The sequence below is a fragment of the Parasphingopyxis sp. genome (assembly GCF_052168275.1).
GTDB lineage: Bacteria > Pseudomonadota > Alphaproteobacteria > Sphingomonadales > Sphingomonadaceae > Parasphingopyxis.
Window position 1 is genome coordinate 1 of the sequence record NZ_JBQLZM010000115.1, and the last position, 22,355, is coordinate 22,355.

Annotated in this window: 29 protein-coding genes; 10 read left to right on the plus strand and 19 right to left on the minus strand. The window is 66.8% G+C overall.

Annotated elements, in window-relative coordinates; genetic code table 11:
* Window positions 1-226 (minus strand): hypothetical protein (locus tag ACTS1X_RS10115; protein WP_442614268.1); only part of this gene is annotated, 226 nt, incomplete at its 3' end.
* Between ACTS1X_RS10115 and ACTS1X_RS10120 the strand changes: the two genes are divergently transcribed.
* Both ACTS1X_RS10120 and ACTS1X_RS10125 read left to right on the plus strand, forming a co-directional pair.
* Window positions 216-1,565 carry an ATP-binding protein gene (locus ACTS1X_RS10120; protein WP_442614269.1) on the plus strand — a complete coding sequence of 450 codons (1,350 nt, stop codon included), beginning with the start codon at window positions 216-218 and terminating at the stop codon, window positions 1,563-1,565. The genes ACTS1X_RS10115 and ACTS1X_RS10120 overlap by 11 nt on opposite strands.
* A 29-nt stretch (window positions 1,566-1,594) precedes the next feature.
* Window positions 1,595-2,836, plus strand: a complete 1,242-nt coding sequence (locus ACTS1X_RS10125) for an FAD-dependent oxidoreductase (RefSeq protein ID WP_442614270.1) — start codon at window positions 1,595-1,597, stop codon at window positions 2,834-2,836.
* Here the strand turns inward: ACTS1X_RS10125 and ACTS1X_RS10130 are convergent.
* Both ACTS1X_RS10130 and ACTS1X_RS10135 read right to left on the minus strand, forming a co-directional pair.
* On the minus strand, window positions 2,817-3,269 hold the full coding sequence (locus ACTS1X_RS10130) for a thiol-disulfide oxidoreductase DCC family protein (RefSeq protein WP_442614271.1): 453 nt from the start codon (window positions 3,267-3,269) through the stop codon (window positions 2,817-2,819). The genes ACTS1X_RS10125 and ACTS1X_RS10130 overlap by 20 nt on opposite strands.
* Window positions 3,270-3,280: 11 nt before the next feature.
* Window positions 3,281-3,589, minus strand: coding sequence for a chorismate mutase (locus ACTS1X_RS10135; RefSeq protein ID WP_442614272.1), 309 nt, complete (start codon window positions 3,587-3,589; stop codon window positions 3,281-3,283).
* 121 nt (window positions 3,590-3,710) lie between these two features.
* Between ACTS1X_RS10135 and ACTS1X_RS10140 the strand changes: the two genes are divergently transcribed.
* Both ACTS1X_RS10140 and ACTS1X_RS10145 read left to right on the plus strand, forming a co-directional pair.
* A complete protein-coding gene (locus tag ACTS1X_RS10140) occupies window positions 3,711-4,493 on the plus strand; it encodes an NUDIX hydrolase (protein WP_442614273.1) in 783 nt (260 codons plus the stop codon).
* 82 nt (window positions 4,494-4,575) lie between these two features.
* Window positions 4,576-5,190, plus strand: coding sequence for a hypothetical protein (locus ACTS1X_RS10145; protein WP_442614274.1), 615 nt, complete (start codon window positions 4,576-4,578; stop codon window positions 5,188-5,190).
* 10 nt (window positions 5,191-5,200) lie between these two features.
* Here ACTS1X_RS10145 and ACTS1X_RS10150 read toward each other — a convergent pair whose 3' ends face one another.
* Window positions 5,201-6,043, minus strand: coding sequence for a class I mannose-6-phosphate isomerase (locus ACTS1X_RS10150; RefSeq protein ID WP_442614275.1), 843 nt, complete (start codon window positions 6,041-6,043; stop codon window positions 5,201-5,203).
* A gap of 64 nt (window positions 6,044-6,107) precedes the next feature.
* Between ACTS1X_RS10150 and ACTS1X_RS10155 the strand changes: the two genes are divergently transcribed.
* Entirely contained in the window at window positions 6,108-6,833 is a 726-nt protein-coding gene (locus ACTS1X_RS10155) for an extensin-like domain-containing protein (protein WP_442614276.1), read from the plus strand.
* On the opposite strand, the gene ACTS1X_RS10160 is transcribed toward ACTS1X_RS10155, so the two are convergent.
* The 4 genes from ACTS1X_RS10160 to ACTS1X_RS10175 all read right to left on the minus strand — a co-directional run bounded on the left by ACTS1X_RS10160 (window position 6,830) and on the right by ACTS1X_RS10175 (window position 8,780).
* Entirely contained in the window at window positions 6,830-7,282 is a 453-nt protein-coding gene (locus ACTS1X_RS10160; protein ID WP_442614277.1) for a hypothetical protein, read from the minus strand. The two genes, ACTS1X_RS10155 and ACTS1X_RS10160, sit on opposite strands and share 4 nt — an antisense overlap.
* A 92-nt stretch (window positions 7,283-7,374) precedes the next feature.
* Window positions 7,375-7,926 (minus strand): hypothetical protein, encoded by a 552-nt coding sequence (locus ACTS1X_RS10165; RefSeq protein ID WP_442614278.1) that lies wholly within the window; start codon window positions 7,924-7,926, stop codon window positions 7,375-7,377.
* Between the two features lie 187 nt (window positions 7,927-8,113).
* Window positions 8,114-8,458, minus strand: coding sequence for a hypothetical protein (locus ACTS1X_RS10170; RefSeq protein WP_442614279.1), 345 nt, complete (start codon window positions 8,456-8,458; stop codon window positions 8,114-8,116).
* Window positions 8,459-8,540: 82 nt separating this feature from the next.
* Window positions 8,541-8,780, minus strand: a complete 240-nt coding sequence (locus tag ACTS1X_RS10175; protein ID WP_442614280.1) for a hypothetical protein — start codon at window positions 8,778-8,780, stop codon at window positions 8,541-8,543.
* A 161-nt stretch (window positions 8,781-8,941) separates the two neighbouring features.
* Between ACTS1X_RS10175 and ACTS1X_RS10180 the strand changes: the two genes are divergently transcribed.
* The gene (locus ACTS1X_RS10180; protein WP_442614281.1) at window positions 8,942-10,084 is read left to right on the plus strand and encodes a sensor histidine kinase; all 1,143 of its coding nucleotides are present in this window, start codon (window positions 8,942-8,944) and stop codon (window positions 10,082-10,084) included.
* Window positions 10,085-10,112: 28 nt separating this feature from the next.
* Window positions 10,113-10,853, plus strand: coding sequence for a LytR/AlgR family response regulator transcription factor (locus ACTS1X_RS10185; protein WP_442614282.1), 741 nt, complete (start codon window positions 10,113-10,115; stop codon window positions 10,851-10,853).
* A gap of 9 nt (window positions 10,854-10,862) precedes the next feature.
* Here the strand turns inward: ACTS1X_RS10185 and ACTS1X_RS10190 are convergent, their stop codons facing one another.
* The 5 genes from ACTS1X_RS10190 to ACTS1X_RS10210 all read right to left on the minus strand — a co-directional run bounded on the left by ACTS1X_RS10190 (window position 10,863) and on the right by ACTS1X_RS10210 (window position 14,613).
* The gene (locus tag ACTS1X_RS10190) at window positions 10,863-11,141 is read right to left on the minus strand and encodes a hypothetical protein (protein WP_442614283.1); all 279 of its coding nucleotides are present in this window, start codon (window positions 11,139-11,141) and stop codon (window positions 10,863-10,865) included.
* A gap of 13 nt (window positions 11,142-11,154) precedes the next feature.
* Window positions 11,155-11,904: a hypothetical protein gene (locus ACTS1X_RS10195; protein WP_442614284.1), complete on the minus strand. Its 750-nt coding sequence runs from the start codon at window positions 11,902-11,904 to the stop codon at window positions 11,155-11,157.
* A gap of 243 nt (window positions 11,905-12,147) precedes the next feature.
* A complete protein-coding gene (locus ACTS1X_RS10200; RefSeq protein ID WP_442614285.1) occupies window positions 12,148-12,477 on the minus strand; it encodes a UrcA family protein in 330 nt (109 codons plus the stop codon).
* Window positions 12,478-12,871: 394 nt separating this feature from the next.
* Window positions 12,872-13,738, minus strand: a complete 867-nt coding sequence (locus ACTS1X_RS10205) for an alpha/beta hydrolase (RefSeq protein ID WP_442614286.1) — start codon at window positions 13,736-13,738, stop codon at window positions 12,872-12,874.
* Between the two features lie 92 nt (window positions 13,739-13,830).
* Window positions 13,831-14,613, minus strand: coding sequence for a transglutaminase-like domain-containing protein (locus ACTS1X_RS10210; RefSeq protein WP_442614287.1), 783 nt, complete (start codon window positions 14,611-14,613; stop codon window positions 13,831-13,833).
* Window positions 14,614-14,728: 115 nt separating this feature from the next.
* Here ACTS1X_RS10210 and ACTS1X_RS10215 point away from each other — a divergent pair, with 115 nt between their 5' ends.
* Window positions 14,729-15,379, plus strand: a complete 651-nt coding sequence (locus tag ACTS1X_RS10215) for a potassium channel family protein (protein WP_442614288.1) — start codon at window positions 14,729-14,731, stop codon at window positions 15,377-15,379.
* Between the two features lie 5 nt (window positions 15,380-15,384).
* Complete coding sequence (locus tag ACTS1X_RS10220) at window positions 15,385-16,749, plus strand: TrkH family potassium uptake protein (protein ID WP_442614289.1); 1,365 nt, start codon at window positions 15,385-15,387, stop codon at window positions 16,747-16,749.
* A 24-nt stretch (window positions 16,750-16,773) separates the two neighbouring features.
* Here ACTS1X_RS10220 and ACTS1X_RS10225 read toward each other — a convergent pair whose 3' ends face one another.
* Complete coding sequence (locus ACTS1X_RS10225) at window positions 16,774-16,968, minus strand: hypothetical protein (RefSeq protein WP_442614290.1); 195 nt, start codon at window positions 16,966-16,968, stop codon at window positions 16,774-16,776.
* 389 nt (window positions 16,969-17,357) lie between these two features.
* Between ACTS1X_RS10225 and ACTS1X_RS10230 the strand changes: the two genes are divergently transcribed.
* A complete protein-coding gene (locus tag ACTS1X_RS10230) occupies window positions 17,358-18,167 on the plus strand; it encodes a hypothetical protein (protein ID WP_442614291.1) in 810 nt (269 codons plus the stop codon).
* Window positions 18,168-18,176: 9 nt separating this feature from the next.
* Here the strand turns inward: ACTS1X_RS10230 and ACTS1X_RS10235 are convergent, their stop codons facing one another.
* The 5 genes from ACTS1X_RS10235 to ACTS1X_RS10255 all read right to left on the minus strand — a co-directional run bounded on the left by ACTS1X_RS10235 (window position 18,177) and on the right by ACTS1X_RS10255 (window position 22,314).
* Window positions 18,177-18,419, minus strand: coding sequence for a hypothetical protein (locus ACTS1X_RS10235; protein ID WP_442614292.1), 243 nt, complete (start codon window positions 18,417-18,419; stop codon window positions 18,177-18,179).
* 18 nt (window positions 18,420-18,437) lie between these two features.
* Complete coding sequence (locus tag ACTS1X_RS10240; protein WP_442614293.1) at window positions 18,438-19,271, minus strand: hypothetical protein; 834 nt, start codon at window positions 19,269-19,271, stop codon at window positions 18,438-18,440.
* On the minus strand, window positions 19,235-19,582 hold the full coding sequence (locus tag ACTS1X_RS10245) for a hypothetical protein (protein WP_442614294.1): 348 nt from the start codon (window positions 19,580-19,582) through the stop codon (window positions 19,235-19,237). Before ACTS1X_RS10245 ends, ACTS1X_RS10240 begins: the two co-directional genes overlap by 37 nt.
* 113 nt (window positions 19,583-19,695) lie before the next feature.
* Window positions 19,696-20,955 carry a serpin family protein gene (locus ACTS1X_RS10250; RefSeq protein ID WP_442614295.1) on the minus strand — a complete coding sequence of 420 codons (1,260 nt, stop codon included), beginning with the start codon at window positions 20,953-20,955 and terminating at the stop codon, window positions 19,696-19,698.
* A 246-nt stretch (window positions 20,956-21,201) separates the two neighbouring features.
* Entirely contained in the window at window positions 21,202-22,314 is a 1,113-nt protein-coding gene (locus ACTS1X_RS10255; RefSeq protein WP_442614296.1) for a serine hydrolase domain-containing protein, read from the minus strand.
* Window positions 22,315-22,355 lie beyond the last annotated feature (41 nt).

Genomic DNA, 22,355 nt, shown 5'->3' on the forward strand with positions numbered 1-22,355 from the left:
CCCACTCGACAGTACCCTGTTGGGAGATCGGGAGGGGGTGCGGGCTGGTGCGGCGCTCGACCGACAGGTCGAGTCTGACAAAACAGAATCCCGCTTCGACAAGCGCGTTATCGGAGGTGTAGTAACACTCCACCATGGACCAGCCGACCAAAAAACTGAAAGACGCAGCCGCGAGCATCGATGCCGCGCGCAGGGGCGGATCGCTCACCCGGCGCATGATCGGCATCGCCTCGATCTGGATCGTCGTGCTGCTCGCGATCGGCGGGCTCGCGCTCGACCGCGTGCTGACCCAGGCCTTCACCCGCAATTTCGACGCGCGGCTCGAATATGTGCTTTCGGCGATGATCGTCTCCGCCGAGCTCGACCAGGACGGCGAGATCCGCTTCATCCGCCAGCCGGCCGACCAGCGGTTCCTCGAACCCTATTCGGGCTTTTACTGGCAGGTCTCGGGCGGCGGGCGCGAGCCGTTCCGCTCGCGCTCGCTCTGGGATCGGGCGCTGCCGGTCGGCGCCGCGCACGAGGATACCGAAATTCACAGCTACAACGAGGAGGATTGGGCCGAAGGGCCGCTGCGCATCCTCGAGCGCGATGCGGTTCTCCCCGAAGCCGATACGCCGTTCCGCTTCCAGGTCGCCTCGTCGCGCGCCGTGCTCGACGAGCAGATCGCCGAACTGCGCCGAACGCTGGTCCGCTCCTTCGCGCTGCTCGGCCTCGGTCTGATCGCGCTCGCTGCGCTCCAGGCCACGTTCGGCCTCTGGCCGCTCCGCCGGGTGCGCGAGGCGATCACCGATGTGCGGACCGGCCGCCGCGCGCGGGTCGACGAGACGCTGCCGCGCGAGATCGAACCGCTGGTTGCCGAGCTCAACAACCTGCTCGACCATAACGAACGCCAGGCCGAGGAGGCGCGCCGCCATGCGGGCAATCTCGCCCATGCGCTCAAGACCCCGCTGACCGTGATCCAGAACGAGGCCGAGTCGGGCAGCGGGGATTTGCCGCAAACCGTGCTGCGCGAGGCCCGGGTCATGCGCCGCCAGGTCGATCATCATCTTGCACGCGCCCGCGCCGTCGGCCGCCGCGGGGCCGGCCAGTCGCGCAGCCCGGTCTGGCAGGCGCTGCAGTCGGTCGAGCGCGCCGTTCGCCACCTGCATGAGGCGGTGACCATCGACATCGCCGGGGCCAGGGACGCCATGGTAGCCGTCGAGCGACAGGATCTCGACGAGATGCTCGGCAACCTCATCGAGAATGCGGCCAAATATGGCGGCGGCCGGGTTTTCGTGACGGTGGAGAAGCGGGAGCGCCAGGCCGAATCGGTGCCGGATCTCGTCGATATCCTGATCGAGGATGACGGCCCCGGCATTCCCGAGGCCGAACGGGCGGCGATCTTCGGCCGCGGCGCGCGCCTCGACACCAACAAGCCGGGCACGGGGCTGGGCCTGGCGATCGTGCAGGACGTCGCCGAGATTTACGGCGGGTCGGTGGCGCTCGAGGAAAGCGAGGACCTGGGCGGACTGCTGGTGCGCCTGAGCCTGCCGGCGGCGGAAAGCGCGGCGCCCGCCCCGGCTTGATCGGGCAGGCGATCGGAGCGAGCAGGCCTATGCACGATATCGCTATTGCCGGATGCGGCCCGGGCGGGCTTGCCGCGGCGCTGTTTCTCCACCGTCTCGGCCATCGCGTCACGCTGTTCGAGCGGTTCGCGACGCCCCGGCCGGTGGGTTCGGGTCTGCTGGTCCAGCCCAGCGGCCTGGCCGTTCTCGATGCGCTCGGCCTTGCCGCGCCGATCCGACGGCACGGTGCGCGGATCGATTTCCTCACCGGCACGTCGGTGCCGTCCGGCAAGCGCGCGCTCGATGTCCGCTATGGCGCGCTCGGCGGCGACGCGTGCGCCTATGGCGTCCATCGCGGCCTGCTGTTCGACACGCTGTACGATGCGGTGCGGGCCGCGGGCATCCCGGTCGAAACGGGCCGCACGGTGACCGCCGCCGATCATGGCGCGCGCGGCGGGCGGTTCGGTTTTGCCGACGGCACCGTGTCGGCGCGGTTCGATTGCCTGATCGATGCGCTCGGCGCGCGGACGCCGCTGGCTCCGCCTTCGGGTGGCGATCTGGCCTATGGCGCGCTCTGGGCGACGCTCGACTGGCCCGGCGATGCCGGGTTCCGCGGGGATGCGCTCGACCAGCGCTATCGCCGTGCGCACGAGATGGCGGGCGTCATGCCGATCGGCGCCAATCCCGAGACCGGCCGGCCGGGCGCCGCCTTCTTCTGGAGCGTGCGGGCCGACGCCATCGAGGCGCTGCACGATCGCGGCACCGCGGCCTGGCGGGAGACGGTTCTCGCCCTCTGGCCCGAAACGGTGCCGCTGCTCGACCGGATCGGCGACACACGCGACATGGTCTTCGCGCGCTATGCCCATCGCACGGTCCGCCGCCCGGTGCGGCCGGGCCTCGCCCATCTCGGCGACGCCTGGCATTCGACGAGTCCGCAGCTCGGCCAAGGCGCGAACATGGCGCTGCTCGATGCCGCGGGGCTCGCCTGCGCGTTCGAACGCCATGGCGACATCGCCGATGCGCTGGCCCATTATGCCTGGCTCCGGACCAGCCATATCCGGATCTACCAGCTGCTGAGCCGCGTCTTCACCCCGCTCTACCAGGCCGGCGATCCGCTCCGTCCGTTCGTGCGCGACCAGCTCGTCCACTGGTTCGCCGGCCTGTGGCCCGCCCGCACTCTCGTCGCCGCGATCGTCTCCGGCGGCATCGGCTGGCCGCTCAGGCCGATGGGCAACGCAGCGGTGATCGCCGGCTCCGACGCCGTGCCGCGCTTCACAACATCCGTTGCCTGAGGGCGGGATCGGCGATCCCGCAGGCGGTGCGGCGGCCGAAGATGCGGTAGCGGTGGCGCGCGACGAGATCGTAGAGCGCGTCGCGGAGCGGGCGCGGGACGATGGCGAGCGCCGCGCCCGCCTTCCAGGGCCAGCCCAGCCGTTTCGCGATTTGGACGATCGCGGTCGAGCGCTGGTGGATCGCGCCGTCGGCGACCAGCAGATAGGTCTCGAACCGGTCGGTCGGCAGGCCGAGATGGCGGTACAGCGCCTGGCCGATCTCGCCCTGTGCCGGGGTCAGGCGGAAGCGCCTGGCCCGGTCGAGCTTCAGGATCAGCCGCATCGAGCGCGAGCAGAGCACGCAGTCGCCGTCGAATACGATCAGCGGGTTCCCGTCGTCGAAATCGGGAACCGCGGGATCGGCGCGCCAGCCATGGGTGTCGTCCTGCGCCACGAACCTCGGCCCTAGAGCGGCGAGGGAGCGTCGAAATCCTCGTCACGGATCGCGCGGTGATGCGAGACCACCTCGTCGATGATGATGCGCAGGAACCGTTCGAGGAAATCGGGGCTGAGGCCGGTCTCGGCCGCGAGAGTCTGGAGCCGCTCGACCTGGCGGCGTTCGCGGTCGGGATCGACGGGCGGCACTGCATTCTCCGCCTTCCAGCGCCCGACCTCGCTCGTGATCTTGAAGCGCTTGGCAAGCAGCGCGACCATCTGGCCATCGATATCGTCGATCTGGTCGCGCCAATGCGCTAGGGGGTCGTCGGTCGTCATGCCTGGCTCCTGTTCTTCCGGCCTTGTCGCGGGAGCGCGCGGCGGATGCAACCCGCCGCGGTGTCCGCCCGCCTGACCGCTCGCTCTTGTCCTTAACGTCAAGCCGTGTAGCAGTGAGACCATGACCTTCGAGACCGAAACCAAGCCCGGCATTCCCGCCGCCACTCTCGTCCTCGTTCGCGACCGGCCGCAGCGCCGGCCCGAACTGCTGATGGTCGAGCGGGCGGCCAAGATGCGCTTCGCCGGGGGTGCGATGGTGTTTCCAGGCGGGCGGATCGATCCCGGCGATCACGCACTGGCGCAGAATGACCGCGTCATCCGCGGCGCGCCCGGCGACGCGCTGCAGACGGCGGCGCGCATCGCCGCGATCCGCGAGACGCTGGAAGAGACGGGGATCGCGGTCGCCTTCGATCCGCTCCCCGATCACGGCGCCACCGTCCAGCTGCGCGAGGCGCTGCACGAGGAAGCCGATTTCGGCGCGATGCTGGCGAGCGGCGGCTGGCAGCTCGATCTCGGCCTGCTGACGCCCTGGGCACGCTGGATGCCCAATTTCAAGCAGGAGCGCAGCTTTGATACCTGGTTCTTCGTCGCCAAGGCGCCGGAGCTTGCCCGGGACGAGGCCGATGGCGGCGAAAGCGTGTCGAGCCGCTGGGCCAGCGCGCAGCGGGTGATCGACGAGGCGCAGGCCGGCAAATGCTCGATCATCTTCCCGACCCATCGCAATCTCGAACGGCTGGCGGTCTTCGAAAGCTACGAGGAAACCCGCATCCATGCCGAGGCGCATGAGGTGAAGCTGATCACTCCCTGGGTCGAGGAGCGGGACGGCGAGAAATATCTGCGCATTCCCGACGATGCCGGCTATCCGGTGACCGCCCAGAAGCTGACCGAGATGGTCCGCGGCTGAACGCCGGCCGCTTCAGCGCGCATTCAGCGATCCCGGCCGACATAGCGGCCCGAACGATTTTCCCCCTTGTGGAGACCCATCCATGCGATCGATATTCCTGCCGGCTGCACTGACCCTCGCGGCGATCGCCGCCCCGGCTGCGGCCCAGACCGAAACGGCCGCCGAAACGCCCCGCGGCACCTATCTGGTCTATGCGGACGCGGAGGGATCGGCCTTCGCCTCCTATGAGCCTGCGCTCGCCGAAACCGGCGTCTGGCCGCTGAGCTTCTTCTATTTCCAGGAAGGCGCCCTGGCCGGCACCGCCCGGATCGCCGCCAATGCCGATTGCGGGCAGGGCGTCGTGCGCGGCCGCCTGACCCATGCGACGGGCGCCGACGGCAATCTGATGGAGCTGCCCCAAAGCGCCGAGACGCCGCTGTTCGCGTTCGACCGGGTCGGAGGCGGCGGCGACGAAGCGATCGTCGCCTTCGTCTGCGGTTCAGCCCAGGACCGGCTGGTCCAGGCCGAAACGCCGATTCATGCAAGCCCCGAAGCGACGGCCCGCGCCTATGCCGGGCTGCGCGCGCTGGGGCTGGAACCGCGACTGGCGCGGAGCCTTGCCATCCGCGATCGCCGGACGGCGGATCCGCTGATCGACACGGCGGTGCCGGAGGCACTGCGCGCAGGGGTCCGCGCGCTGCTCGACGGCACGAACTAGCGTTTCGACTCTAGGCGGGCAGGATCAGGTCCGGCGCGACCGCGCCGCCGGGATAGGCGGCGAGCAAGGTGCCCGAATAATCGAGCGCGACCGCGCCGTCCGCGAGCCAGACGCCGCCGGGTTCGAGCCGCGCATCGTCGAGCGTGCCCGAACCGTCCAGCGGTATCAGCCAGACCGGCCCCGCTTCGGGCCGGCCGACCTTCGCCGTCCGGTCGCCGGTCCAGCGTTCGAGCACGAAGGCGCGGTCCGCGGCCAGGATCGTGCGTCCAGCCGCGATCTCGCCCGGCGCGTCGGGCGCCCGCCACGGCGCGCGGGTTGCGACCGCGACCGCGTCGTCGAGATGCAGGTCGCGCGGCCGGCCGTAATCGTAGAGCCGGTAGGTGAGATCGATATTCTGCTGGACTTCGAGCAGGGTGACGCCGGCGCCGATGGCGTGGATCGTCCCGGCGGGCAGGTAGAACAGGTCGCCGGGCGCCACCTTCGTCCAGGCGAGCTTCCGCTCGATCGATCCGTCCATCGCCGCCGCGCGCAACGCGTCGCGGTCCATCGCCGCGGCGAGCCCGATGCCGATCTCGGCGCCCGGCTCGGTGGCGAGGATCAGCCAGCATTCCTCCTTGCCGCGCGCATGGCCCCGCGCCCGCGCCTGTGCGTCGTCGGGATGGACCTGGACCGAGAGCTTTGCGCTCGTGAACAGATATTTGACGAGCAGCTCCGGCGCCGCGCGGTCGGGCGTCTCGAACCAGATTTCGCCGACCGGTGCGCGGTCCTCCGGCACATCGGGGAAGCCGAACCCGAGCCGGCGGCGGCCCCAGATTTTTTCGACGGACCGGGTGGTCAGGCGAACGGCGGACATGACGGAGAGCCTTCTAGCGCATACATCGCAAGGCTTATGAACGAAAAAACCGCGAAAGGCATCTGTGATGAGGACGAGACTCTGGGCCCGGCGCCTGTTCGTGCTGGTGCTGCTCGCCGGCGCCGGATTATGGGCCGCCGACTATATCCGCCATCACCCGGAAGACATGCCGTGGACCGCGCTCGATCTGCGGGATCCGGTAGGCGTCTTCACCGGAGAGAAGCTCGCGGCGCTGACCGGGGACGGCGCACACTGCCGCAGGCTGCTGGAGGATGCGGATATCGCCTATCGGGCTCTGCCGGCCCGCGAAGCCGGCGATCAGTGCGGCTATCGTGACGGGGTGTCGCTGATCGCCGGATCCGGCATCGCCTATCGGCCGGGCGCGGCGGCGCTGAGCTGTCCAGTCGCCGCGGCGCTGGCCATATGGGAGCGCGAGAGTATCCAGCCCGCAGCGATGCGTCATTTCGGCCAGCCCGTCGTCGCGATCGACCATCTCGGAACCTTCGCCTGCCGCCGCGTCAACGGCAGCGCAACCGGCCGCTGGTCCGAACATGCGACCGCCGACGCGATCGATATCGCCGCGTTCGAGCTTGCCGACGGTTCACGCGTCTCGGTCGTCGAGGACTGGAGCGGAGGGGAGCCCGGGAGCGCCTTTCTGGCCGAGATCCGCGACAGCGCCTGCGGACTGTTCGCCACCGTGCTGTCGCCCGACTACAACCGCGCCCACGCCGACCATTTCCATCTCGACCAGGCCGAACGCGGAAGTTTCGGCCGATCGCTCTGCCGTTAGCTGCCGACCGGGCCTTCCTCGACCACGGTCATCTCGCCGCCGCTGTGGCGGAAGGCGTTATATTCGAGAACGTTGTTGAGCCGGTCGTCGCTGCGTTCGAGCGCCTCGTCGCGGTTCGCGCCGAACCCGAACCCGATCAGTCGGCGGACGCGGCCATTATATTCGACGCCGCCGGCGACCACGACATAATGGCCGCTGCCGCTATAGGTCTGGCAGACCACGCGGCCCGGATCCTCGTTGCGGGCGCGCAGCTCGGCTTCGGCCGCTTCGCGCAACGCCGCATTGTCGACATCGCCGGAGGCGGCATGTGCCACGGCATAATCGTCGAAACTGATGATCCCGTCCCGGTCTTCATTGGCCGCGATGCACCCGGCGATCGAACCGGCGGACGCGGGCGCCGCCACGCAGAGAACCAGCGCCGGAACGCCGAATTTGACGATGGATTTCATGGCTTTCACTCCCAATGCTGCCCAAGGCTTGAGCGACAGCATAGCGGAAAACGGGCGGCGCCGGAAGCGCGGAATCGCGGGGTGGCCAGGGCCTAGTGCGGCAGTGCGTTTTCGGGCACTTTTTCCACCCAGTCGGGGTAGAAAGCGGGCGCGCGGTTCGACCATCCCGGTGCGGTGGCGGCGGCTTCGCTGATCGATTGCAGCAATGTCCGCCGGCGTTCGGGATGGATGTGCGGAAGGGCGGCCGCGGCGCAGAAGGAACCGGGCAGCCAGGGCCGGACATAGGGGCCGAGCAGCCGTTCGTAGAGAAAACGGTAGGCCGAGAAGCTCGGCAGCCGGTCCTGGCCCAGATCGAACGCCGAAACCGTGACCAGCGGGCCCATGAACGGTTCGACGCTGTCGAGACCGCTATCGTCGGGAATCGTATCGCGGATGTCGTCGAGCCGGCGGTAGACGCTGCGCTGCGCCTTGATGCTGGCGGCTTCGACCATGTCGCGCGACCAGCGGCGGATCGCGTCGTGCCGGTCCAGCCCGACATCGAGCGACCGGCGGACATAGCGTTGGGTTCCGGCTTCGAAAGACGCAAATTCCTTCATCTCGGCAAGCGCCAGGGCGCCGGGCTGGGGAGATTTGGTCTTTGTCATCGAACCCTCCGGTCCGTTGTTGATCCGTCAGGCCATTATGGCACGCGAGAGGTTGACGAAGCGTTAACCATAGGGCGCTGTATGCCCCGTTGAATCAGCATTATTGCAGCGCTTCAACCGTGGAGCGCAATTTTATGTGGATTGACGCAACAATGTTGCAAGAAAACATCGGCCGGGCTGTGCCGCGCTAGGATGCGGCCCGGCCCGGCCCGAGCAGCAATATCCGAACGTCGCCGTTCGCGGAAAAGCTGGCGATCAGCAGATAGACGGTCAGAAACAGCCCGCCGCCGAAAAAGGCGAGCAGCGCGAGCCCCAGGCCGGCAGCGCTGAACGCATGCCGCCATGCTACCCAGAAAGCCGACAGTATCAGGAAGCTCAGAAAATCGACATTGAACTGCCCCGGCCAGCCCAGCGCCGCGATATCGCCGAAAAAGGCGGGAAACAGGTTCATGCCATGCGCGCCAACGACGATCGCCGTATAACCGGCGATGCCGAGGCAGAGCAGGGCCAGTAATGCGCGAAACGCGGCCATGATCGTTCCTCCGACGGGTCCGTGGACGGCCAGCGTTAGAAAGCCGCGGGCCGCGTTTCAATTACCCCGGAGGTAAAGAGGCTCAGTCGTCCGTCTTTTCCGGATAGCCCGACGAGGGCATCGGCTGATCGTGGCCGGGCTGCGTGTTGGCGGGCGGATCGGATGCGGGAAAAGTCTCTTCCAGTCCCTCGTCGAGCTCTTCATCCTCGCGCGTCTTGCCGGATTTTTCCGCCTCGGCGCGGCTATTCCCGGGATCGGGCGGCGCTACGGACATTTTGCGCATCACCGCTTCGTCGACCAGCTGGTCCTTGTCTGCAGTCATCGGGGCCTCCTTCTTCTACCGTACCAACACCGGTGCGCCCGCTTCGTTCCAAGGCTGCCGAAACCGGCATTTCGACGAATGTATCGACCAAGCGCAATGGCTGTTCGACTGGGAGCGCGCCGCGGCGAGACGGATCGTGATCGAGCCGCTACAAGGCGCCCATGGACGTCAAACCGTTTGAATCATCGCGCAGCAACCTGATCGGTCACCGGCTCGGCCTGGTGTCGATCCTCGGGCTGTGGGGGTTTTATTTCGCTGTCGTAACGATAAGGGCGGCGATTCTCGGCTATCCCGGCCAGTCGGAAATGCTCATCTATCGCGTGGTCGTCACGGCGCTCGCGATCGGCCTTACCTTCCTCCTCTACCTCTTCCTCGAACGGTTCGCCGACCGGCCGCTGCGCTGGCGGATTCCGATCGCCTTTGCCGCTGCGCTGCCCGTCGCCACGGCCATCGCGGCGTTCAATCTCTATATCTTCGAAGTGTCGGATCCGCTGCAGCTGTTCGCCGGGGACGAATGGAAGGAAGAGCGCGAGATGTTCGCCGAATTCCGCGCCCGCGATCCGCTCGCCATGTGGCGCGGTTTCGCCGAGCAGGTCATGTCACGCTATTTCGTGACCATCTCCTGGGCGCTGCTCTACATGGCGCTCGGCTATGCGCAGATCGTCCGCCAGGCCGAACGCCGCGCCGCGATCTTCGCGCAGGAGGCGCAGACCGCGCAGCTCCGCGCGCTCCGCTACCAGGTCAATCCGCATTTCCTGTTCAACACGCTGAACGTCCTTTCCTCGCTCGTCATGCGCGACCGGCGCGACGAGGCGGAGAAGATGATCCTGAACCTGTCCACCTTCTACCGGACGAGCCTCACTTCCGAGCCTGCCGACGACGTGCAGCTCGAGGAGGAAATCCGGCTCCAGCGCCTCTATCTCGATATCGAGGCGGTGCGCTTTCCCGAACGGCTGCTCGTCGACATCGCGATCCCCAAATCGCTCAACAGCTGCTGCGTGCCCGCGCTGATCCTGCAGCCGGTCGTCGAGAATGCCATCAAATACGGCGTGTCGCGGGTGCGGCGCCCGGTGACCGTGTCGATCGATGCGCGCGAGGAGAACGGCAAGCTGATCATCACCGTTGCCGACGATGGCGATCCCTTGCCCGACGATGCGCCGCACGGCACCGGGGTCGGCCTCAACAATGTCTATGAGCGGCTCGACGCGCGCTATGGCGAGGAAAGCAGCGTCACCTGGGGGCCGCATCCCGAGGGCGGCTTCGCCGTCACCATAGAATTGCCGATAAACCGGGAAACCTGTTAAACGCCGTCCCCGGGGAGACTTCCACACCATGACCGACCCGAAACCGCTCCGCACCCTGCTCGTCGACGACGAGCCGCTTGCCATCGAACGCATGCAGATCCTCTGCGCGCGCACCGACGGAATCGACCTGATCGGCACGGCGCAGGACGGGGAAGCCGCGCTCCGGATGGTCGAGGCGCTGCAGCCCGAACTGCTGCTGCTCGATATCGCGATGCCCGGCATGGACGGGATGGAGGTCGCCCGCGCGCTCGAACATGTCGATCTCGCGCCGGCGATCATCTTCGTCACCGCGTTCGACAGGTTCGCGGTCGAGGCGTTCGACGTGGCCGCGGTCGACTATCTGCTGAAGCCGGTCGCGCCCGAGCGGCTCGAAAAGGCGCTGGCCCGGGTCACCGAACAATTGCGCGAACCGCAGGACAGCGAGGCCGAGCCCTCGCCCTGGACCGAGGAATTCTGGGTCCCGCACCGTTCCGAGGTTATCCGGCTCGCGGCCGACGATATCGACCGGATCGAGGCCGAGCGCGATTATATGCGGCTCCATATCGGCGAGCGCAGCTATCTGCTCCACCAGACGATCAGCCATCTCGAGGAACGGCTCGACCCGGCGCGCTTCATGCGCGTCCACCGCTCCTCGATCCTCAACCGCGACCGGATCGCCAAGCTCCGGCATGACGGATCGGGCGGCTGGTATGCCGAGATGGACGACGGGGCGGAAGTCCGGATCGGGCGAACCTACCTCAAAAAGGTCAAGCAGATCGCCGGAAAATAGAACCGGAGCCTAGCGCGAAACCGCGCGGGCGAGCCTCCGCAACAGCCAGAAATTGAGCCCCATTCCCGCCGCTGCGGCGGCGAGCGCAGCCCAGGTGTCGACCTCGTCGAACGGGAGGAGCGCCATTATCCACGGCAGCGAGAGCAGATAGGCATAGACGCCCGACAACGGGTCCGGCGCGATACCGAACCAGCTGTACAGGCTGGCCGGGACGAGCAGCAGGGCGATTATCGAGGCAATGGCGTAAACGACCGCGCCGCCGCGGATGATTTTGGCGGCAAACTTCACAGGACCCGTCCGCTCAGCGGCAGGACGGATTCCGCCCGACATCGCGAATGTCGTACACCCGGCGATCGGCGACCGTCATCTGCAGGCACTGCCGCGTATCGCGGTTGAACCAGTAGCTGTAGGCGGTCGATCCGGAGCGGACGGAATCCACTTCCCGGAAACCGCGGTCCCGCAACGCGCTGTCCGCCCGCGAATCGCGCCGGCCCTGCAGGTCGGCGACATAGACCGAAGCCTGATACCCGCCGCGCCCGCGATGCTGCTGCCGGTGCGGCGTGTTGTGCTCGCGCTGCCGCACGCCTGCCTCATAGCCGTCGGCATAGTCGTCCGACCGGCCGTAATTGTGATAGGCCTGGTTGTAGAGCCCGTCGCGATAGCCGCGCTCATAGGAGGCTTCGCGCTGCTCGTCGTCATGATGCCGGTCGTCGTCATGGTGATGCGAACGATGGCTGAGCAGCAGGCCGCCGATCAGAGCGGCGGCGCCGATCGCGACGGCCCCGCCGGTGGAGATTCCTCCGCCCCCTTGGTTGCAGTCGGAATCGGACGCGGAATCGATCGACGCATAGCGGCCGTCATAGGTCGTCACGCGGATGCAATTGTCGGAGGCCTGATTCCACCAGTAGCTGTAATTGCGGTCGCCGCCCGGATGCGTGTCGACATGGACGAAGCCGCGGGCCTGCAACTGGCTTTCGCCGCTGCTGCCGCGCGCGCCGACGAGATCCTGCACGGCGCGCGCCGAATTCGCGAAGGCTGGGGTCGCCGTCATCGAGAGTGCCGCGGCGAAAGCGAGGGTCCTTGGAAAATGGCGAACGGCGAATGTGCGTACCGGCATGGTTCTTCCCTCCGACGGCTCCTGCGCTGCCAGCATAGAATTGGGGCCGGGAGACGTCGACATGTCCTTTCGGACATGCGCCGCCGGAACACGAAAACACCCCCGGGCAGAGGGACCCGGGGGTGTTCGGTGCGGCCCTGTCGGGGCTGAGCAGGGCCGGGACTTAGCCCGCAAGGGCTAGCGCGAGGCGCCGACCGTGACTGACGGCGACCGCGCGACATCGTTGAGCTGTTCCATCGCATCCTCGACCGCCGCGCCCTGGCAGGCGCGGATCGCATAGGCCTCTTCGATGTCGCGGACATCGACGGTGCCGCAGACCTGGCGCGAGGCGCGGTCGATCCGCTCGGTGAGCCGGGAATAACCCTGCGCCGAGCGCAGGTCGTAGGCTCGCGTGTCGATGACGACGGTCTCGACCTTCGCCATTGCGGCGAGCGCCGGCGAGGTGGTGAAAGCGGTGGCGGCGCCGGCCATGGCGACCGCGGCGAAAGCAAAGGCAATTTTCTGCATGGTCATACTCCTGAACCTTGGCCCTCCGGGACGATCCCGGCGGATCCGGTCGACGGTCGCCTGCCGGATGGTTCCGATCTCGCCGTCTGCCGTCCTTATAGGCGGTGCGCCGATGCCGGTCGTGCCCGGATCGACAGCCGGGCGACGCCTTGCGTCAAATCGACAAACGTCGGAATTCTGTCGATCAAGGTTTCGGTTTGTCGCGGCTGGGGCTCGCTTCGGGGGTGGCGGGACGCCATTGGTCGGCGGATCTGCGCGGTTTGTGTGTCGGAATGGTGCCGGAGCATCGAGATTTCTGGTCGGAAACGCGGCGCCTGAGGCGAAGCCGAAGGTCTGACAAAGGAACTTGCGGCGCCCGGCCGCGAGGTCGGGTCCGACGAACGGACTCTCGTCCCTAGCTCACTTCCCGCACGAACTGCTCGATATCGGCGAGCGACGGCGCCGCGTCGCGGGTCCAGCGCGAGAGCGCGGTCATGATCCGGATATGGCCGATGCCCTCATAGACGATATGGCGGACCGGCACTCCGGCGGCCTCGAGCCGCGCGGTCAGCCGGCGCGACTGGCGCGGCTTTACGGTATCGTCGGCGCTGCCGTGCAGCAGGAGGGCAGGCGGGTCGCCTTCGCCCGCGTAATTGATCGGCTGGGTCGCCGCGAGGTCGGGGACGCGGCCGAACGCGCCGCGCGTGCTCGGCGTATCGAGCGGCAGGAAATCGTACGGCCCCGCCATGCCGACCCAGCCGGCGATCGCCGCCCGGTCCGCGCCGAGCCAGCGTTCGTCCATCGCCAGCAGCGCCGCGATGTGCGCCCCCGCGCTGTGGCCGACCATCACGATCCGGTCCGGATCGCCGCCGCGTTCGGCGATGTTGGCGCGCACCCAGCGCAGCGCCGCCGCTCCGTCCTCGACAAAGGCGGGGAAATGGACGTCGGGCGAGAGACGATAATTGGGCACGACCGTCACGAAGCCGCGAGCGGCCAGCGCGCGGCCGGCAAATTCGTACCCCGCCTTGTCGCCGGCCCGCCAGCCGCCGCCATGGATGAAGACGATGACGGGGAGCGCGGCATCCTCGCCGCGCTCTTCGGGCGCATAGATGTCGAGCCGCTGCCGCGCTGCCTCGCCGAAGGCGATGTCCTGTCCGATCCGTTCGGACCCCGCATCCTTGGGCACAAGCCGGTTGAACAGTATCAGCCTGTCCGCCGTATAGAGAAACACCCCGAGCGCGATGGCGAGCAGGGCGATGGCGAGAAGCGTGGCGCGAAGCATCGGGCGGAACTAGGCGGGCCGGTGGCGAATGTCGATATGGGCGGTGGGAGCGAGCTGGCGCGGCGACTTCCGGCCAAGGAAATTCCGACCAGTCAGTCGATCCGCTCGACGCTGACCGCTTGTTCGTTCAGCTCGGCCTGGCCGAAGATCGTCATGAAGGCGATATCGGTCGCGTCCCGGCCGGCGACGATCGGGACCAGCCCCTCGACCGGGGCCATCTTCGTCGCGTCGACGAGATGCCAGCCGCCGTCGAGCCATACTTCCGTCACCGCATGGAAATCCTGTGGCTCGAGCTGCCAGGCATAGGCGGAAACCATCCGCGCCGGGATGCCTGCGGCGCGCGCGAAGCTGATCAGCAGGTGCGCATAGTCCCGGCAGATGCCCTTGCGTGCGATGAAGGTGTCGGCGGCACCGGTATTGCCGTCGCTCGATCCCGGCACATAGTCGAGCTCGTCATGGATCCAGTCCGCCATGGCGAGGATCTTCGCCCCGCCCTCCAGGTCGCCGAAGCGCGTCGCCACGAAGCCCGTGAACCGGTCCGACTGGCAGTAGCGGCTCGGCCAGATATAGGGCACGGCTTCGCCGGCAAGCTCGGAATAGGGCGTGGTGGCGAGGCCCGAAATATCGGACGCCATGCGGTCGACCTCGACCGTCGCGCGATAGTCGACCCGGAACGGGCCCGATCCGCGTGTCCAGGTCCGCCGCCCGACCCCGGCCTCGACCGGCATCGGGTGGAGCTCGGCGCCGGTCGCCACCGTCATCCGACCGTCGATCACGCGCTGCGTGGGTTCGTCCGACGCAGCCTCGATCTGCAGCAACACATCGGCTTCGTTGTGGATCAGATAATCCAGCAGGGCGTGAATCGAAAGGCGCATGGTCGGGGCGGGCATACCGCCCGTCCCCGCATCGCGCATCAAAAATCTCTGTTCTTTTCGGCACCGAAGGCTATCGCATTGATATCGGGGGCAAGATTGTGGGCGGGAGACGGACATGGCGAATATTGCGGTGATCGGCCTGGGCGGGTTCGGCAGCACCCTTGCGATGGAGCTGGCGCGGCTCGGCGATCATGTGCTCGGCATCGACATCACCGAGCGGCAGGTGACGCCCTGTCTCGGCCGGCTGGCCGAGGCGATCATCGCGGACGGCCGGGATATCGAGGCGCTGAAGGAGGCCGGGCTCGCCAGCTACGAGATCGCCGTAATCGCGATCGGCGAGGATCTGGAAGCGAACATCCTGTGCCTCATGAACCTGCGCGAGATCGGCGTCGAGACGATCTGGGTCAAGGCGCTGGACGGCCCGCACGAGCGCATCCTCGCGGCGCTCGGCGCGGAACATATCATCGAGCCCGAGCGCGAGGTCGGCGTCAGGATCGCCCAGACGCTGCACAACCCCCTGATGCGCGATCATATCGAGCTCGCCAACGGCCAGTATCTGGCCGACATCTCCGTGCCAGCGGCGTTGGCCGGGAAAACGCTCAAATGGCTCGATCTCGAAGAACGGTTCGGGATCCGCTGTCTCGGCATCACGCGCGGCAGGGCGTTCATCACCGGCCGCGATACCGAGGCGCCGCTCGAATATAACGATCACCTGCTGCTGCAGGGCGAGCGGCTGCAGCTGCGCAAATTTTCCGAAGACCTGTAGGCGGCATGGTGGCGCAGGACCGGGACGGTGCGGCCGGGGAGGCGATGATCGGCGGACGGACGATCAAGCTGCCGCCGCCGGCGCTGCTCGCGCTGCTCTACGCGGCCTTCATCGCCGCCGGCGCGTTGCTGCTCAAATTGCCGGCCGCGACGACGGCGCCGATCAGCTGGTCCGACGCCTTCTTCACTGCGACCTCGGCGGTCACCGTCACAGGATTGGTCGTCGTCGACACGGGCAGCGCCTTCACCCTGTTCGGCCAGATCGTCGTCGCGGCGCTGATCCAGCTCGGCGGGCTCGGCCTGATGACCTTCGCCGTGCTCGTCCTTGCCTCGCTCGGCCTGCCGATCGGGATGCGGCAGCGCGTCTATCTGCGCGAGGATCTCAATCAGACCTCGGTCAGCGAACTGCTCTATCTCGTCTTCACCATCCTCAAGGTCGTGCTGGCCATGGAGGCGATCGGCATCGCCGCGCTGGCCTTCGTCTTCGTGCCCGAATTCGGCTGGGGCCAGGGACTGTGGCACGCGATCTTCCACACCATCTCGGCCTTCAACAATGCCGGCTTCGCGCTGTTCCCGGACAGCCTGACGCGCTGGGCGACTGATCCGGTCGTCAATATCACGGTGCCGCTGCTCTTCATCGTCAGCGGGGTGGGTTTCGCCGTGCTCTCCGATCTCGCGCGCACCCGGGCCTGGCGACCGCTGATGCTGCACAGCAAGCTGACGCTGGCGGGAACCGGCGCGCTGATCGTTCTTTCGGTGATCGGCTTCGCGGCGCTCGAATGGAACAATCCGGGCACGCTGGGGCCGCTCGAAACCGCCGGCGACAAATTGTGGGTCAGCTGGTTTCAGGGGGTCACGACGCGCACGGCCGGGTTCAACACGGCCGATACCGGCGCGATGTACGACGCGACGACGATGATGACGATGGGGCTGATGGTGATCGGCGGCGGCAGCACGTCGACCGCGGGCGGCATCAAGGTCACGACTTTCGTGGTGCTGATCCTCGCGACGATCGCCTTTTTCCGGCGGCGCGAACGGATGCGGGCTTTCGGCCGCAGCCTCGGCCCCGAACAGGCGTTCAAGGTCATGGCGCTGACGACCGTCGCGATCTTCCTGATCCTGACCAGCATCTTCGCCATCTCGATCAGCTGGGAGGGCGAGTTTATCGACCTCGCCTTCGAGGTGACGAGCGCGTTCGGCACGGTCGGCCTGTCGCGCGGCGCGACCGGCGAGCTCGACGCGCTCGGCCGCGCGGTCATCATGCTGCTGATGTTCCTGGGCCGTGTCGGCCCGCTGACCCTGGGCTTCTTCCTCGCGACGCAGATCCCGAGCCGCATCCGCTACCCGGAAAGCAAGATCTTCATCGGTTAGGGCAGGGCCGCCCCTATCGCCCGCCTATGTCTTGGGCTGGCCCTTGGCGCTTTCCTTGCGCGCCTTTTCCAGTTCCGCGCCTTCCTCGCCCTTCAGCGCCTCGGCCGCTTCCTTGCCCTTGGCGTGGACCTTGCCCTTGTCCTTGGCGAACGCGTGCTGGTCCTTCTGATATTCCTTCGCCGCCTTGTAATTGCCTTCGCCTTTTTCCGCGTCCGTCATGTCGGGAGACTCCTGTCTGGTTGGGTGTTGACGGATCAACGCGCGGGCCCCGCTTTCGTTGCACCCGGACCGGGAGCCCCGAGCGCATCGACCGATGCGGCGGACCGTGCGTCCGCCATGGCGGGGCGCTCCGGAGTGAATTGTAATCGCAGACCTTGTGTGTTATCGAATTAACACAGTGAGTCGGAGACGGAATTTAGATCGATGATGCGCAAGATTGAAACAATATCGCGCAACAGCGTCACAGAACGGTGCTGTTTGTCCGTCCCAAAGCAATATTCGCAGAACGACGCATGTCGTTGGTCTAATAGATTGTCTCCTTCGTCACCGGCTGCGGTACAAGATTGAGCAACGTATGATCACAATGCGGAATCAGGGAGTGTGATCGAGTGGCGTTTTTGGAAGTCGCACGAGCCAGCGGAATAACCGCCTGGAAATCCAGCAACAGCTATGCCGAGGCAGAGCGTGCGATCGCCCGCTATCTGGCCGCCCTCTCGCTTTCCGACAAGGCCGCGCTTGCCAGGCTGCGCGATCCGGTGTGGAGCCGCCGCAAGCTGAACGGCGGCGACAAGCTGCATTTCGCCGGCGACGCGGTGCCGATCGCGAGCGTCCAGGAGCCGCTCGACTGGGCGAACGGCGTGTGGCTGACCAGCCTGCAGATATTCCGCGACGGGCTGGCCGTCGCCCGGCTCGACGATTGGGATCACGACAAGGCGGCGATCATGCTGCTCTTCTTCGTCGACGGCAAATGGCGCGTGGCGAGCGAAATCTCGGTAACCGCCGAGCATGGCGACAACCGGGCGGGCATGCAGCTGGAGACCGCCGAGCAGGATGTGCTCGCGGTGCTGGCGCGCTTCTACGACGCGGTCGAACAGCGGTCGGTCGCCGCGCTGCGCGATCTGTCGGACGAGAATTGGCATGTGAAACGGCACAGCCCGATGCAGCATGTCGTCGCCGAGGACATGGCGGGCTTCATCGACCGGATCGATATCGCTCCGCCGCGCCTTCATCGCGACAATTGCAAGGTCGCCGACGTCCAGATCCTGTTCAACCGCCTGGCCTGCGTCCGCATCGATACCCCGCGGCTCGCCCAGACGACGATCTTCCTCCTGTGCCGCCGCGGCCCGGACTGGGTGATCGCCGAAAAGGCGTCGTCCGGCGGCATGGCCGAACAGGTCCCGCACCGCATGGCGATGTGAGGGCGGGGGTTAGTTGCTTGGCGACGCGCCGAAATCCGCAAAATCGGTCTTGCTGGCGAGCACGACGATCCAGTCGAAGTCTCCCGTGCTGTTGCAGACCTTCGGAGAGGTCTTGAAATCGTCGCAGATGACGATGTTCGTTCCATCGAGCAGCTTCACATTGAAACCTTGCGATCTCAGTGTTTCGGCCTTGGTCATGGCTTTGCCGCGATCAGCGTCTTTGTAGCAGAGGATAAAGCTTATCTCATCCATGGGGCACGTCCTTCCTTTCTATGATGACGTTCCAGCGAACGCGGCGGTTAGTGCAGCATCGAGGTCGCGTTCACCGTAGCTGTAGAGATATGCCCCGCTGCCGACGGCTTCGATGCAGCTGGGCTTGCTGCTGCATTGCCCGCCGGTGCCGGTGAACAAGGTCAGGCCGGCCGCTTCCTCGAACCGGGCAACGAACTGAACTGCTTGCTGATCGTTCAAGGTCTCGAGATGGGAGAGAAAGCGGGTCTCGAACGCCGCATAGCCAGAGATTTGCCGAACGGACGCGGCCCTTTCCTGCTCGCTCGCGAATACCGCGCTTGCCGCCAAAGTCTGTGCGGCAGATGTGCGGGCGGTGGTGTTGACCACTGCGGCGCCGCCGTTGAATGCGAGCATCTGTGCAGCGATCCCGGTGGCAAAATATTGCGCTAAGCCTCCGCTCGCTTCCGGTGCAGAACTCGCGTGAGCGTCGAAGCTGGCGCCGAAACTGGCCAGAACCGAGTAACTATCGAGGGAGCCCTCTCGATAGCCGACAAAGGAGCAAGGGTGGATCAGGAACTCGCCGTCTTCGCTTCTGTCACCGACGATCTCGGCGGGCCTGGTCGGATCGCACGGTTGTAACAAATCGTTGCCGCGATCCTGGACATTGGCGAGCAAAGGCATGATCACCAGTTCCTGACGGTCATAGGCGAGAAGTATCTCGGGCACTTGGGATGCCGACGACCCCACCTTGAACCCGACCGTCGTATTCGTCCCGAATATCATCGTGTTGCTGTGACGGGTCGCCTGGACGCATCCGGCGACGAGTGGCAGCAGCGCTAGCGCGGCAAGCGGTACGTATAATCGGCTATGCATGGATCCTGTCCTTCCAGTGCCCGCAACACGGTTGCGGCGTTTTCGGCCTGGGCCGGGGAACGGATGACGATAAGCAACTGGCACCGTGCGGGATCGGCGGTGATCCAGCTGCCCGAATGCCAGCCCAGGAACGGTCCGCCATCCCAGCCGAGACCGACCGTCTCGACATCGATCGCGTTGACCGCGCCTGCGGATTCGGGCGTGACGACCCTGACCACGCCGATGAACGTCCGGGAGACCGCGCCGTCGCCGACCGTTATGGTCGTGCAACCGCCGAGCAGCGTCGCCAGCAGAAACAGGGCACGCAGCATTCCATCTCCCTCTCGGCCCGAGAATAGGAAGAGGTCGCGGTCAGGCCAGCGCTATCGAATCCGTTCCGGAGACTTTGGACGCTAAACGTGTCCGCCGGACAAATGGCGCCCGGTCAGCTTTCCGGCCGCGCGATCCGGCCCATGAACAGGATCGCCCCGCTCTCCCGGTCGCGGATCAGGAACAGGAAGGGATGGTCGGCATGGAAGACATGCGGCCGTTCGGGATCGATACGGGCGCCCGTGGTCTCGATTATGACCGCAGTGACCGCAGCCGCCTCCGTCCCCTCCTCGTCGACCCCCAGGAAGGTCTTGTGAACCACATCGCTGATCCGCAGCCGTTCCCCGGCTGTAATTCCGGAGAAATCGGCGCGGTCGGTGAAGGCGGTCGGCATCCCCATCGCCGCCAGCGTATCGGCCAGCCGATACTGGGTCCGCAGTTCGAGTTTGGGTATCCGCAGCTCAACGCGCCGCGGTTCGGCGGCGTCGAGCGCGTCCAGGGTTCGGGCCAAGCCTGGCGCGTCGAGCCGGCGTTCGAGCGCGGCAAGCCCGTCCTCGCGCTTGGGCAGCAGCACGGTCATCACGAGCTGCTCGCCGCGATAGGGCAGGTCGAGCGCTTCGTACGTCCCGGAGTCGACCCAGCGATACTCGCCGGTCCGGTTCATCATCGGCGCCGTCAGATCGCTGCCGTCGGCGAGGGTGAACGGCGCTTCGGCGGTATCGGCGGCCGCAAACGGCGCCGCCCAGTCGCCGAGAAAATAGACGGCGTTGGTGACGACGAGCCGGGTCATGCCGTCGAACATGTTCGGGGAGACGACCTCGCTGACCCGGCCGCGCGTCGCTTCGTCGGCCCAGCCGTTGATGCGGTCCGCGCTGCCTGCGGCATCGCCGGCAAAATCGAGCTGCTCGATCGCGGCGTCATAGTCGCGCCGGGCCGTTTCGACGAAATCGGGCGCCATGGCGAAGCCGCGTTTCGGCCAGAGCGCGTTGACGATGCTGACCGTCATGCCCTCTTCCTCGCGCACCAGCTGTCGCGTCAGCGCGCCGAACGCGGGAGGAAGTCCCGCGCCGGTCACCGGATACCCCATCACCCGCCCGATCTCGTCGCGCGTCGCGCCGCGCGCGCCGGCGGTCACCGGCCCGAAGGCGGTGCCGATGCCGAGCGGAGAGAAGAAGATGTTGGCGTCCGGGTCCGCGGCCAGCGCATCGTGGAGCGCCAGCGCGAACCGGCGATTGCCGGCTGCGACGGCCTCGGGCGTCGTGGCAGCCGCCGCCGCTGGCGGGCCGCCTGCGGCGTCCGAGCGATCGCCGGCGTCCGGCGTCGTCGCGCAGCTTGCCAACACAAAAAGCGGCGCGATGATCGCTGATTTCCACATGACGGACTCCTCTTTCGTAGGGATCGCATCATCGAACCTTGCGGCTTTCCAATAGCTTAACGGGTTTGCGACCGGCCGTCGCGGGTCCGGCCCGGTCCGGCGCGCCCGATTTTGCGCAGTCCGTCTCGCCCCGCTCCGCCCATCCGCGGCGCGGCCTTCCGGTTACGCGATACGGCCCTTTTCGGTGCTTTCGGACACGCCGCGTGCCGGAGCGGGGCATGCCCGCCCGGCCCGCGTCCGCACCGTTCAGCCGCCCGCCTGCAAGGCCATGAACGCGTTGAAGCTCTCATTGTCGTAGAGCGTCCGGACGATATCGCGGATCACCTTCTGGCCGTTTGCCCCATTGGTGAAGATGACCACGCCGATCTCGCGGTCCGGCACGTAAAAGCCGAGCGTGCGTTCGCCCCAATCGGCGCCGCCATGCATCACGACCGTTTCCTGCGGTGTCTCGTAGACGAGCCAGCCAAGGCCGACGCCCATCGCTATCGGGCACAGCGGCTCCTCGATCCGTCCGGGCCCGCAAATTTCCGCGCTCTGATCGTCCGATATGGTGAAGCGTGCCGCCGCGATTTCGGGATCGAGTGGGGTGTCGTCCATCGCCCAGAGCAGGAAGCGCGCATAGTCGCCGATCGTGCTGTGCACATCGTCGGCGGCGTTCCATCCGTCCCGGATCTGCGGTTCGCGGCGCGTGCCGTCCCGGCCCTGCGGCACGGCGACGCGATTTTCGAACCAGGGCCGGCCGGTAAAGGCGGTCTGGGTCATGCCGGCGGGGCCGAATATCCGCTCGGCGACCAGCGCCTCCAAGGTCGCGCCCATCCGGTTCTCCGCAAAGCGCCCGACATAATTGAACCCCTCGCCCGAATAGCCGAACCGTTCGCCGGGATCGGACCGGAATGCCAGGACGTCGTCCGTCTGGTAGCGCCAGTTGGGAAAGCCGGTGCGGTGCGCGAGCGCGATCCGGGGCGTCAGCAATTGGTGCCGCGCGTCGCCGGCAATGTCGGGATCGACCCAGTGCGGCGCCATCGGCTCGTCGAGCGAAAATGCGCCCGACGAGGCGAGGCGCAGGACGGTCTCCGCCACCAGCGGTTTGGTCATCGAGGCGATGTTGTAAAGCGTCTGCTCCGATGCCGGGTTCCCCGGCGCCTGTTCGCCATAGACGGCCGTGAAGGCGATTTCGCCGTCCCGCAGATAGGCGATGGCGACGCTCGGTACCTCATGGTCGGCCAGCCATCCGGGAACCCGGGCGTCGAGCATCGCGCGCAGGGCGTCGGCCGGCACGGTTTCGGCAACGGGTTCGGGCGTAGCCGCGGGTTGGGCCGTCGCGTTCGCCGCCATGCTGGCCATGATGACCGCCGCCATCCCTATTCCTGTTCGCACATCGCTTCCTTTCACACGGGTCA